General features: G+C 55.1%; 11 protein-coding genes. 1 reads left to right on the plus strand and 10 read right to left on the minus strand.

The features are described from left to right. Positions 1 to 124 precede the first annotated feature (124 nt). The 9 genes from CF651_RS24860 to CF651_RS24900 form a co-directional block, all read right to left on the minus strand. On the minus strand, positions 125 to 1,873 hold the full coding sequence (locus tag CF651_RS24860; RefSeq protein WP_094017586.1) for an alpha-glycosidase: 1,749 nt from the start codon (positions 1,871 to 1,873) through the stop codon (positions 125 to 127). Between the two features lie 116 nt (positions 1,874 to 1,989). Next, positions 1,990 to 2,337, minus strand: a complete 348-nt coding sequence (locus tag CF651_RS24865; protein ID WP_094017587.1) for a hypothetical protein — start codon at positions 2,335 to 2,337, stop codon at positions 1,990 to 1,992. Between the two features lie 141 nt (positions 2,338 to 2,478). Further along, positions 2,479 to 3,681: a class I SAM-dependent methyltransferase gene (locus CF651_RS24870; protein WP_094017588.1), complete on the minus strand. Its 1,203-nt coding sequence runs from the start codon at positions 3,679 to 3,681 to the stop codon at positions 2,479 to 2,481. A 222-nt stretch (positions 3,682 to 3,903) separates the two neighbouring features. Then, positions 3,904 to 4,341 (minus strand): Dps family protein, encoded by a 438-nt coding sequence (locus tag CF651_RS24875; protein ID WP_094017589.1) that lies wholly within the window; start codon positions 4,339 to 4,341, stop codon positions 3,904 to 3,906. A 207-nt stretch (positions 4,342 to 4,548) separates the two neighbouring features. Continuing rightward, complete coding sequence (locus CF651_RS24880) at positions 4,549 to 5,325, minus strand: sporulation protein (protein ID WP_094017590.1); 777 nt, start codon at positions 5,323 to 5,325, stop codon at positions 4,549 to 4,551. A 74-nt stretch (positions 5,326 to 5,399) separates the two neighbouring features. Next, a complete protein-coding gene (locus CF651_RS24885) occupies positions 5,400 to 6,080 on the minus strand; it encodes a serine/threonine-protein kinase (RefSeq protein ID WP_094017591.1) in 681 nt (226 codons plus the stop codon). Next, a complete protein-coding gene (locus CF651_RS24890) occupies positions 6,070 to 6,951 on the minus strand; it encodes an SMP-30/gluconolactonase/LRE family protein (RefSeq protein WP_094017592.1) in 882 nt (293 codons plus the stop codon). The genes CF651_RS24885 and CF651_RS24890 overlap by 11 nt, the downstream gene beginning before the upstream one ends. 641 nt (positions 6,952 to 7,592) lie before the next feature. Next, positions 7,593 to 7,871: a hypothetical protein gene (locus CF651_RS24895; protein ID WP_094017593.1), complete on the minus strand. Its 279-nt coding sequence runs from the start codon at positions 7,869 to 7,871 to the stop codon at positions 7,593 to 7,595. A 231-nt stretch (positions 7,872 to 8,102) separates the two neighbouring features. Beyond that, positions 8,103 to 8,948: a DUF72 domain-containing protein gene (locus tag CF651_RS24900; protein WP_094017594.1), complete on the minus strand. Its 846-nt coding sequence runs from the start codon at positions 8,946 to 8,948 to the stop codon at positions 8,103 to 8,105. Positions 8,949 to 9,190: 242 nt separating this feature from the next. Between CF651_RS24900 and CF651_RS24905 the strand changes: the two genes are divergently transcribed. After that, the gene (locus CF651_RS24905; protein ID WP_094017595.1) at positions 9,191 to 11,008 is read left to right on the plus strand and encodes an APC family permease; all 1,818 of its coding nucleotides are present in this window, start codon (positions 9,191 to 9,193) and stop codon (positions 11,006 to 11,008) included. Positions 11,009 to 11,056: 48 nt separating this feature from the next. On the opposite strand, the gene cls is transcribed toward CF651_RS24905, so the two are convergent. Beyond that, positions 11,057 to 12,517, minus strand: coding sequence for a cardiolipin synthase (gene cls, locus CF651_RS24910; protein WP_179232981.1), 1,461 nt, complete (start codon positions 12,515 to 12,517; stop codon positions 11,057 to 11,059). Between the last annotated feature and the right edge of the window lie 82 nt (positions 12,518 to 12,599).

Below are 12,599 nucleotides of genomic sequence, written 5' to 3' on the forward strand. Positions count from 1 at the left end.
GCTGTGGAGCGAAGCGTATAGGTACGTGCAGGCCGCCAGCCTAAACGGCAAAAATACCCTGTCTGCCGCCTCCCCCAAAAGGTCAGCCTGGCGCACAGGTCTAAGGACTTGCAATGCGAAACCATTAGCCCAATTCCCGGTATAAAATGCGGTAGCCGAGCGGCTCAAGCTCAATATGCATGATGCCATCCACCGGCTGAACCTCCTCGCCGCTCAGCGCATCGCGCCAATCGTCCGTCTCGATCGGATGCGACAATGTCGTTGTCTCCTCCGTATTGTTCATCCAGACCAAGAAATGCTCTGCTTCGTCGATCCGCTCGTAGACGAGCCGCCTGTCGCCCTGCTCCGCCTGAAGGAAGCGGAATTTTCCGCTGACCAGCGCAGCATGCTCTCTGCGCAGAGCAATCAGCAGCTTATAGAAATCGTACAGCTCCCGGTCCTGGCGTTCGGGGTCCCATTCCATGCATTTGCGGCAGTCCGGATCGGCCCCGCCGGTCAAGCCGACTTCATCCCCGTAATAAATACACGGCGTTCCCATATACGTCAGCAAAAAAACGACGCACAGCTTCAGCCGGCGCTTGTCCTCCCCTACCCGGGTCAGCACCCGAGGAGTATCATGGCTGCCCAGCAGATTGAAGATGACCTCGTTGGTCTGCTGCGGATACCGCATCAATAGCGCGCTGATCCCGTTAGAGAATGTATAACCGTCCATATCCGAAGCCGTGAAAAACTCCAGCACTTGATTCGAGAACGGATAATTCATCACCGAATCGAATTGATCGCCGAGCAGCCACTTGATCGAATCGTTCCACACCTCACCGACGATGTAAGCTTCTGGGTTCGCCTGCTTAACGACCTTGCGGAAGTCCCGCCAAAAATGGTGATCGACTTCATTGGCCACATCGAGCCGCCATCCGTCGATCTCCACCTCCTTCACCCAGTACTCAGCGACATCGAGCAAATACTGCTTTACCTCGGGATTCGCTGTATTCAGCTTCGGCATGGTGCCATAGAACCCGAACGTATCGTAGTTCGGAATACCGTCCTTCACCTCGAGCGGAAAGCCGCGAATGTGGAACCAATCCGCATACTGCGAGCGCTCCCCGTACTTCAACACGTCCTGAAAAGGAGGAAACTGCTCCCCCGCATGGTTAAACACGGCGTCCAGCATGACGCGGATCCCCCGGTCATGGCACTGCTTTACCAGCTCCCGCATCAGGTCGTTATCCCCCAGTTGGGGGTCAATCCGCCGGTAATCCACCGTGTCATACTTATGATTCGAAGGGGAAACGAAAACAGGTGTCAAATACACCGCATTCACACCCAGATCCGCCAGATGGTCGAGATGATCGATAATTCCCTGCAGATCTCCTCCGAACATATTGTCCAGCTTCGGCTGCCCTCCCCAAGGCTCGGTGCCTTCCGGATCATTGCCCGGGTTACCGTTAGCGAACCGGTCCGGCACGATCTGATAAAACACCGCGGATTTCGCCCATTCCGGCACCGTATTCAAGTCGATTTCATGAATATAGGGAAAGTCGTAATACCCTCCAGTCGGCATGGGCCGGTGGTTCCCAATCCCGTCCTCCGTCAGCCACAAGGTCTCGGACCCGGCTCTTAGCCGGAACCCGTAGGAGACCCTGCCAAAGGGGGGCTTTACGGCACCCTCCCAGTAATCGAACATCGTATCCGATGCCGCTTTGGTCATCGGGTATTCGGCATACGTCCGGTCCCAGTCGTATTTATCCCCCGTCTCCGCCACTACCTCCTCCACGTCGTCTCGTTTGGTGCGAACGCGAAGATGAAGCGTTTCTTTATTGTAAGCATAGGCCCAGCTGCCTTGAGCCGTATGATAAAAGCTTTCCCACTGCATGGCTTCAGCTCCTTCGACCGGTAATGTTGGTTCATGCTTATGAACTCATTAACCAATCGGATGCGCGTTCAAACAAACTGACGGATACGAGACCCGCTCCTTCAGGTTTACAAGGCTTATCGGAACAGGGCGGCAATTAAAGCAGCGATTAGCAGAACACCAAGTACAAACAAAAACGACTTCATAAAACCGCTCCAAAAGGAAGGGGCCGTGCGATTGCCTCCCTGTCCTCCCTGCTGCGACCGTACATACCACTCACGACCATACACACTCACAACGGTCCCCAAGCTGCACAAGCAGGCAATACGCAGCACCTTAAACACGTATTCCCTCATGGGCAAAAGCACTGTGGTGGTCGTCCCTCCCATACCATGAGTCGTTATCTGATCAGGACACCAGAGGATGCCCAGCATCAACCCGACAATAAACCCGTAGATCCCGCCTTTAACCAGCTTTGTCTCCATATGCTCGCTCTGTCCTCTCCCTAATGAAAATCCGGCACCGGCAGATGTAATACTTACATATGAGGAAAGACACAGCGGGCTTCGGTTAAAATAAAGCAGATTCTTTACACAAGCCTTCATCCGGCTTGCACTGACACAGCGCTAACCCTGGACGGTGGCCTCGGCAAAAATCGGCGCAAGCTCCGCCTGCAGAGCCCGCTCCAAATACGGATCCGCCTGTAAAAAACGGCGGAATTCGACATAGCTGCGCGCAAGCGGGGCAAGCTCCGCGGCGGAAGGCTGCTTGCCCTTTACCGCGCGGATCAGCACGTTTTTGGGTGTGTGCTCCATGTCGATGAACTCAAGCAGCTGCGTCTTGTATCCCATCAGCTCCAGCAGCTTCGCGCGGATCGCGTCGGTCGCAAGTGCGGAGAAGCGCTCCTTCAGGATGCCGTGCTCCAGCAGCGGGGAGAGCACGTCGCTCTTCACCTGGCGGAACAGCTCATGCTGGCAGCAGGGTACCGACAGCACGACGTCCGCCTGCCAGCGGATCGCCTTCTCCAGCGCCGCGTCGGTCGCCGTATCGCAGGCATGCAGCGTGACAACCATATCGACGCGGTCCAGGCCGTTATACTGTGCGATGTCGCCTACCAGAAACTGAAGCCGGTCGTAGCCGAAACGGTCAGCCAATTCGCTGCAATGGCGGATCACATCCTCCTTCAGATCGAGTCCGATGACCCGAATGTCCAGGCCCCGTACCTCCTTGAGATAATGGTACAGCACGAAGGTCAGGTACGACTTGCCGCAGCCGAAGTCGACGATATTCAGCGTCCGGTCTTGGGCCAAATGCGGCACAACGTCGGCGATCATCTCGACAAACCGGTTGATTTGCCGGAACTTGTCGTATTTCTTCGCCAACACTTTGCCTTCGGCATTCATGATGCCAAGCTCCACCAGGAAAGGCACCGGAGAGCCTTCCTCGATGACATAGTTTTTTTTGCGGTTATGCGACAGCTCCGTGACAGGCTTCTTGGTTGGCGGCTTCTTCAGAATGCCGACCTTCCCTTTTTTGCTGATGAGGATATGATAATCGGCTTCGGCCGTTTGCAGCAGGGCTTGACGGAATTGGTCCGTCAGCAGCGGGCTCATCCTGGCTGCCGCTTCTTCCGGAGCCAGATTGTCATGCAGCACCTTGGGCCCGACGAAGGAGCTGAACTGGTAGTACAGCTCCCCTTTGAGCTGTATCGGCTTCACGATGACTTTGACGGGAAGCTCGGGGTCTTTTTTCCGGACTTGGCTGAAGGTGCCTTGAATCAGCTCACGGCGATCCATCAGCTCGCCCAGCAGGGTAACTAACGATTGCATAAGGACATTCTCCGTTCTTTTCGGGTATACAGGTTTCCTCTATTATACTGAATCCGCGGCGCGGAAAGCGAGCGGCCGGTCATCCGATGCCGTAGAAGACGTGCTTTGGAAAAAGCCCCTCCATACCGAAAAGAGGTACCGCCCGCATTCGCAAGCAGTACCTCTTCCCATCGAACCGGGATGGTTACCCGGCTTTATTCAACCTTGGCCTTAGCTGCAGCCCTAGCCGAGGAACGAATTCAGCATCCATACATGCTTCTCAAGGCTGGAATGAATAGCCAGCAGCATATCGCCTGTCGTCTCGTCGCCAGCCTTCTCGGCAACCTCCATGCCTTCCTTCAATTGGCTGATCACCAAATTGAAATCCTCAACCAGTGTGCTGACCATCGCTTCGGCTTTTTCCGAGCCGCCGGCTTCTTTAATGGAGGATAGCTCCAGCATCTCTTTCATTGTAGCCACCGGTTTCCCGCCGAGCGTCAACAGGCGTTCGGCAACGGCATCAAAATGCAGCGTAGCCTCGTTATACAGCTCCTCAAATTTCAAGTGCAGCGTGAAAAATTGGGAACCTTTTACATACCAGTGGAAGTTATGAAGCTTAATATACAGTACTCCGAAGTTGGCTACCTGCTGATTCAATACTTTATCCAGTTCTTTGGACATCGACATTCACGCTCCTCTATAAAATTCACAAAACAAGTAATGCACCGGCGACGGGCACTGCCTGCCCGTTCACTGCATATGCCCTTATAGGATGGGAAGAACAGGTCTCAAACTATGCAAGCTTCCGTGAAAAAAATCCGCCAGATCTCCCGCCGCCGGCTGTCTGTATTTCTTTTACCCGCAGGAGGCGGCTATGAATCTTGCGCCTTACGCATAGCTGCGAATTAAGGCTTCCAGCTGATCGGCCACATGGTCTGCCCCGTACTGCAGCTCGCTTGCCGGCAGATGGAAGCGCACGAAGCTTTCATCGAGCTCCAATGCCTCCGACAGCAGTCCGCCGAACCCTCGAGCGCGGCGGTCGATCTGCAGGAACAGCTCCAATCCGTCTTCTTGCACGAAGAACAGTACCTCCAGCTCATCCAGCAGGCCGCGGAACGGGCCGCTGGCAGGCACAAATTCGAACTCCTGAACGAAAGGCAGCTCGCCGCCGAATCGGGGAGCATAATCATTCGTCACCTCGCGCAGCCGGAAGCCCAGCCGATCCAGCGCATCCAGCACCGTCTGCGAGTAGACATGCGGCATGACCTCAATGTAATCGCGGTCCGTCGGGTCAACAGCCATGGCAATATCAAGCCCTGTTTCCACCCAGACCGGCGACCTCCGCAGCGTGACCGGGGTATGCGCAGGGAGCGTAAAGACGAATGGCAGCTCCTTCGTTTCGTTCGCCTGCACGGTGAACCCGCGGGATAGGAGCACGCGCTCAATAACCGCATCACGCGTCACCTTGTGATCGTTCTCTTCTTTCTGGTACTGCGTCTTGATGTATAAGTACAGGTTGTCGATCTTCTGCTCCAGCTGGCCCCCGGTGATGATAACGACACCGCTAACCTCTTCTCCGGCAGCGATATGGTCTGTATCGAGCCGCGTGTCAACCTTGGCAGAGCCAATACCGACGCTGGCCAGCATCTTTTTGAAAAAGGACATTTCCCTTCCACCTCTCGAACGAATTTCGGATTCTCATCCTTATCCATATGTACGGAGCCAAGGGAAAGGAAGTTTCAGGAATGCATCCGAAAGCAGCCGCGCCGGCCCAGCCACCGGTATCCCTTTCTCACAGCCGTCAGCAGGAATTCGGGAATCGGGAGATGATGAAGGAACGGAAAGTAGAACCGATCGTATGCTTTCTTGAGATCGTCCCACATGGAGCAGGGCTCCTCCTCCAAAAAATCCGACACATCCACGACGATGCCTCGGCCGTCCTGCAGCATGACGTTCTTGCCATGCACATCGGTCGGGTTAAGCCCCCGTTCTCTTGCGTATGCGAGTGCCGCATCGATATCGCAGATGACCTGTCGCGGGATCGGAATGCCCCGCAGCAGACAGTTATACAGGGTAACCCCGCTGAGACGCCGCAAAATCAAATAGCCTTTGCCCGTATGGTAACACTCGGAATACGCCGCATGGCGGCCAAGCCGCCGGTACACCTCCGTCTCGTCCTCCAGGCCCGGACGACCGGGCGCATACACCTTGACGACCAGCCGAAAGAAGTCGGGGTGCGTCATCACCGCCGCATAATTGCCTGCTCCGAGCAGCTTCCACGGCTTGGGCAGGTGCCTGACGACAACAGGGTCATGCGGGGCTATGCTTTCCAGCTCCAGCTTGGGCAGCAGACCTTCCTCTACCTGACGAACCAGCGCAGCCAAATCCGGCTCCTCCCCTTTGTTATGGCTATCCGCCATAACGGTAGGTCGGGAGCCCTGCGACACCGGGCTTGACGCAGAACAAGCTGCCGGCATGCGGCTGCTTGGCGAGCTCCTCCTCGGTTGCGCCGATGCGGGCCGTCGTGATATACAGCTCGTCAAGGTTCGCGCCTCCAAAAGCGCAGGAGGAGGCCCGCTCCACCGGAACGGGAATCGCTGTCAGCTGCTCCCCGGTATAAGGATTCCAGCGCGACACCTGCCAGCCGCCCCATTGCGCAACCCAGAGCATGCCTTCCGCGTCTACCGTCATCCCATCGGGGAAGCCTCCGTCTGCGGGGATCGTCACCACCGTCCGGCGATGGGTCAAACTGCCTGTCTCCACATCAAAATCATACGCGACGACCCGTTTGGTAGGAGAATCGATATAGTACATCGTCCTCCCATCCGGGCTCCAGCCGAGCCCGTTGGACACAGTGACCCCTTCAATTGCCTTGCGTACCGTTCGATCCGACTCCAGACAATACAAAGCGCCAGCCGGTCCCTGCTCCTTCTTGTCCATCGTCCCCGCCCAGAAGCGTCCGGCGGCGTCGCACTTCCCATCATTGAACCGGTTACCCGCCTGGCCCGGCTCCGGGTCTTGTATAGCAGTCAGCTGCTCGGTATCCCAATCGAGGGTATAAAATCCCTGCTCCATCGCAAGCACCAAGCCACCGGCCTCGCGCACGACAGCTGCACCTACCATTTGATCCAGGGCAACGGATCGATCCGATCTGTCGAGGGGGTTGAACGCGTGCACCTTTTTACCGGCGATATCAACCCAATACAGCAGCCCGCTCCGCTCATCCCAGCAAGGTCCCTCTCCTAATTGAGCCTGTGCATCCAGCACCAGCTCTACTTGCGGCTGCGCCATTGTCTTATCCTCCCATCAGCCGTTATGATGTTCCAATTCTCCCCTCATTGTAGCACAAGCCCAGGCAGTTGGTAAAAATAAACAAGCGATGGCCATGTGACAATCGGACGCTAAGTATTAAGAAAAACGCTGTTGCGGTGTCCTTCGGCGGACCCTATACGTTTGTGTGTGGGGGGAAGTCAGGTGTGGGGTTCCGGCCTCTGTTGAAACTCGTGTTCCTTGAATCCAACCAACCAGCGGTAGAACACTAGTTTCAAAGGCGGACGCTCCGCTCCTCCACCCCACACCTGACCCCCTCCGTTCTACTCTGTGCTTTGTGTTAGTGCCTTACCCCCTAAACGATCTTCAATTCGGTATTCATATCTATGACTGCCTATGTAATAATCCGTATCCTATACAGCGTTACGGCACAAGCTGCGGATCGTGGCATCCTTCGCACACCAGCAGCTTAAAACCTTTACTCAGGTCTCCGCAGCCCCGAAATATTATAAATTCTGGCATGTATAATGATTCCCTGCTCATGACGGCATGCGTTCGCCACGAAAAAAGACCTTTGGCCCTCGTCTGAGGATGGCGCCAAAGGTCTCATAACATCACTTCATCAGGGCGTAACCCGCCGCTCCGGGCCACGGTACGCTTGTTTAACTGGAAAAACCGTCGTTTTCCAGGCTGGCCAGCGCAGCCTCGTCTTCCGCCAAATCCGCCTGCGCCTGCTCCACCGCCAGCTGATTATGGCTTAAGCCTGCCTGCTCGACAGCCCGCTCGGCACGCTCCACTGCTGTATTTGCCTGCTCTATCATCTGTTCCGTGGGATGGCTCTGCGCTTGCGTAACCGCGTTATGCGCATTGTGCACGGAGTTTTGCGCTTGGGAAATCGGGTTTTGCGACTGCAGGCTGGAATCGGTTCTTGCTCTCGACATAGGGATGCCCCTCCTTGGGTTTGGATTGCATTCCTGTTTACTATGGAACAAAACGGACCGTTTTATGCTCCTTGATCCCTTGCCTGTAACGTCAATCCCGTAACCCACCCCTGGAAGCAAGGGGAATAGTCCCACTCCAAGGGTGTGCCCTTCCCCGGTCGGCGGGGGGCCGCAGCCAAAGCTCCGTCTCTCTTCCAGCGCGGCTTTTAGAGAGCAGCGCCAACCCGCCGCTTAGAACAAATCCAGCTGCCGCGGCTCGGTGCCCTCATACTCGATGCCGAGCATCCGCATCAGCTGCTTCGCATTTCCGGCGGCGTCCCCGCCGGAGTTGTTGTTGAAGATGACCGCGATGTTCGCGGTCTCCCGCTCCAGCAGGCGCAGGCGCTCCGCCCATTCGGCGAGCTCCGCTTCGCTGTAGCGGTACAGGTAGCGCACGTCGCGCCAGTTCGGCTGGCCGCCGCTGTTCCACCCGGCGGCGTTGCGCCCGTGCATCCGCACCACCGTCTGCTCGGGGTGCGTTGCCTTCAGCACGGTCGGCACGCTTCCGTCGCCGGCCTGCGGCTCATCGCAGATGCTGTGGAACCACCCTTCCTTCTCGAGGAAGGAGAGGGTCCGCTCCCGCAGCTGCGGGGTGAACCAGCTCTGGTGGCGGAACTCCAGCGCCACCGGCAGCCCCTTCATCGCATCCTTGGCGTCGCGCAGCAAGGCGACATGCTCCCGCGTGCAGTTAAACCAAGGCGGGTACTGAAACAGCACAGATTGCAGCTTGCCCGCCTCCATGACGGGCTGTACAGAATCGCGGAAAGCCTGGAACATAGACGCCGAATCCGCAAAGGGGCTGCGTCCCCTCAGATGCCCTGTCATCCCTTGGTAGGCTTTGACGACGAATTGGAAGTCGTCCGGTGTCTCCCGCACCCAGCGCTCGAACGTTGCGGGCGCCGGCACGGCATAGAACGAGCTGTCGACCTCCACGACATTGAAGTGCTGGCTGTAGGCCCTCAGCTTATCCCGCTGCGGCACGCCATTCATATATAAATCATCATGATCCCCCCACCCGGCAAGTCCGATTCGGATCAATGGCTTCTCCCCCCATCGACAGGATAAAAACAGTTATTTACGGATGCTGCAATGGGTGATACAATTCATTCGTTATGCCTTGAACAACATGATCATCACCCATATAGCTGTAATACATGGCTTCAGCGATGCTAGGAAAACGCTTCTTGCAGGTGTTAAGACGCCGAGACGAAGGAGTGCTCTCCCTGGCTATTCGTGGTGCCTGCAAGTGTTCATTTTATTTTACTAGAAAGAGGGTTTATATGGTAGGCAAGCTTAAACGCTACTTAATTGGAAAGCCGATGAAATCCAACGCGCTGGAGGACGAAAAGCTATCCAAACTGAAGGCATTGGCGGTACTTTCCTCCGATGCTCTATCTTCCGTCGCTTACGGGACGGAGCAAATCTTACTGGTCCTCATGACCGTAGGCGCAGCCGCCTTATGGTATTCGCTTCCCATTTCAATCGCTGTGCTGGGGCTGTTGACGATCCTGATTTTATCTTACCGTCAGACGATCTTCTCTTACCCTTCCGGAGGCGGCGCGTATATCGTATCCAAGGACAATATCGGCGTGACCTCCGGGCTGATGGCCGGCGGGTCGCTGCTTGTTGATTATATTTTAACGGTGGCGGTCAGCTCTTCGGCCGGAACCGACGCGATTACCTCCGCATTTCCCGGATTGCACGATCATCGGGTGCTCATTTCATTGATCATGATTACCTTCCTGACCTTGATGAACTTGCGCGGGATCACAGAGTCTGCCTCGGTGCTTGCGCTGCCTGTCTATTTATTCGTCATTTCGATCTTTGTGCTTATCGTCTGCGGCATTATCCATTATGCGACCGGAGGCGTGTCCGCACCTGCCCCACATTATGGCGCAACGCTGTCCAGCGTCAGTCTTTTTCTACTGCTCAAAGCGTTCAGCTCCGGCTGCTCCGCCCTCACCGGTGTTGAGGCCGTGTCCAACGCCATTCCCAATTTCAAACAACCTGCCGAGAAAAATGCCGCCTCAACGCTCCTCATGATGGGCGCGATTCTAGGTGCCATGTTCATCGGCATCAGCCTGCTCGCTTACTGGTACGGCATTCAGCCCAATGAGAAGGAAACCGTTGTTTCCCAGATCGCTGATGCGACCTTCGGCCGCGGCACGATCTATTTTATCATTCAGGGCGTGACCGCCTTAATCTTGTTCCTGGCAGCCAACACCGCCTATTCAGCCTTTCCTTTGCTTGCCTTCATGCTGGCCAAAGACAAGTTCATGCCCCACATGTTCATGGTACGCGGCGACCGGCTCGGCTTCTCCAACGGCATTATTATTTTGGGCTTGCTGTCCGCGCTGCTGGTCATCGCCTTTCACGGGGACACGGAAAATTTGATTCCGCTGTACGCCGTCGGGGTATTCATCCCGTTCACCTTATCCCAGCTTGGGATGATGATCCGCTGGATCAAGCTGAGACCGGCCGGCTGGATCGTGAAGCTGTTGATCAATACGGTTGGGATGCTGACAACCTTGTCCATCACCTTGATTTTTATCATCACAAAGTTCGAACAGGTGTGGATGATCTTCGTCTTCCTGCCGCTCGTGATGCTGCTGTTTCACCGGATTTACCTGCATTATGAGAACACGGCGAATGAGCTGCGTATCAATCTGGCGCTGGACAAGCCTGTGATTAAAGGAAGCACCATCGTCATTCCCGTAGCTGGCATTACCCGCGTCGTATTAAATACGATCAGCTATGCCAAGTCGCTTACGGATAACGTCGTTGCCGTCTATATCGCCTTTGATGAAGAAGAAATTCATAGAATGGAAGCAAAATGGGAGGAATGGAATCCGGGCGTTCGCCTGATCGTATTGCGTTCACGTTACCGGAGCGTGATGAAGCCGCTCATCAAGTTCATTGAGACCGTGGAATGGAAAACCGCGGAGTCGGATCACATTACTATACTCATTCCGCAATTTATTACGAAGCATTGGTGGCAGAACATTCTCCACAATCAGACCAGTCTGCTCATCCGCACCTATCTGTTCACTCAAAAGGACATCGTCATAGCGACTGTACCGTACCATTTGAACAGGTAAAAAACAGAGCGCTCCCGGCTAGGGAGCGCTCTATCGATTTTATCTTTGCTACAATATTGGCGACAGCAGTCTCGCCATGGATTCCGCCGCACGGGTCAGCAGCTTGCGCTTCCCGTACTTTTCCCAGGTGAGCAGCTCGCTGTTCTTCATGTCCTCCTCAAAAATCGCCTCCAGCCGCGACGCCACATCCTCCCCATATAAAAACGCCGTCACCTCAAAATTCAGCTCAAAGCTCCGATGATCCAGATTCGCTGTGCCGACGGAAGCGGCCTGCCCGTCCACGATCATGGTTTTGGCATGCAGAAATCCGTTGCTGTACAAGTAGCACTTTGCCCCCGCCTGCAGCAAATCTCTCAAATACGAGTAAGAGGCAAAATGGACCAGCAGATGGTCGGCCCGCTTCGGAATCATAATCCGCACATCAATGCCGGACAGCACAGCAATCTTCAGTGCATTGAACATACTGTCATCCGGCACAAAATACGGCGTCTGCAAATAGATGCTTTTCCGCGCCTGAAAAATCATTTTGATGTAGCCGTTCTTGATTTGCTGCTTCTCCGAGTTCGGCCCGCTCGATACGATTTGTACCGCGGTCTTGGGCGTGTGGCTCATCTCCGGGAACAGCTCGACCGGCTCCATCGTCAGCTTCTCGTTGGAAGCGATGTCCCAATCCATCAGAAACTGCACTTGCAGCCGGTACACCGCATCGCCATAAAGCATGAGGTGCGTGTCGCGCCAGTACCCGAACACTGGGTTCATACCTAAATATTCATTGCCGATATTAAATCCGCCGATGAAGCCGACCTTCCCGTCGATCACGGCGATTTTGCGATGATTGCGGTAATTCAGCCGAAAATTGAGGAACGGGATTTTGGATGGAAAAAAAGGATATACCGCTCCCCCTGCAGCTTTTAATTCGCGAAACAGCCTGTGATTGACCCCAAGCGACCCGATATCGTCGTACAGCAGCCGAACCTGAACCCCCTCCTTGGCTTTGCGCTTCAACGCCTGCACAAGTCTCCGACCGGTCTCATCATTGCCGATTTTGTAATACAAAATATGGATGTGCTGCTCCGCCTCGGCGATGCATTCGAGCAGTGTCTCGAATTTGCGTACACCGTCGGTAAACACCGTAACCTCGTTATTTTGCGACAGCGGCGAGTAGCTGCTGATCAGATTCATATAAATCAGATGCCGAAACCGTTCGATGGCCGGCTCGTTATAGGCAAATGTCCCCCGCTGCATCTGATCGCCCTGCAGGTCCATCTGCTCCCTTACCCGCTCCTGCATGCGCGGCCTCATCCGGTATACCTTTTGTCTCGCCAGGTTTTGCCCGAGGAAAATATAAATGATGAAACCGATAATCGGCAGCAGCAAAAGCAGCATGAGCCACGCCCACGTGACCCCTATATTCCGTCTTTCCAAGAAAATAATAGCAATAGCAAACAGCAGGCTGATGACCGGAATCCAATCGCTCATCGTCTTCCAAAGGTCGCTCCACATCTGCATCCGTCACTCACCCCGACTTCCATAAGCTTTCCTGTTACTACCATACATTATTTTGAAAAATATGCAAAATAGGCAGGCCTAG

This window comes from Paenibacillus rigui, from assembly GCF_002234615.1.
Taxonomy (GTDB): domain Bacteria; phylum Bacillota; class Bacilli; order Paenibacillales; family NBRC-103111; genus Paenibacillus_S; species Paenibacillus_S rigui.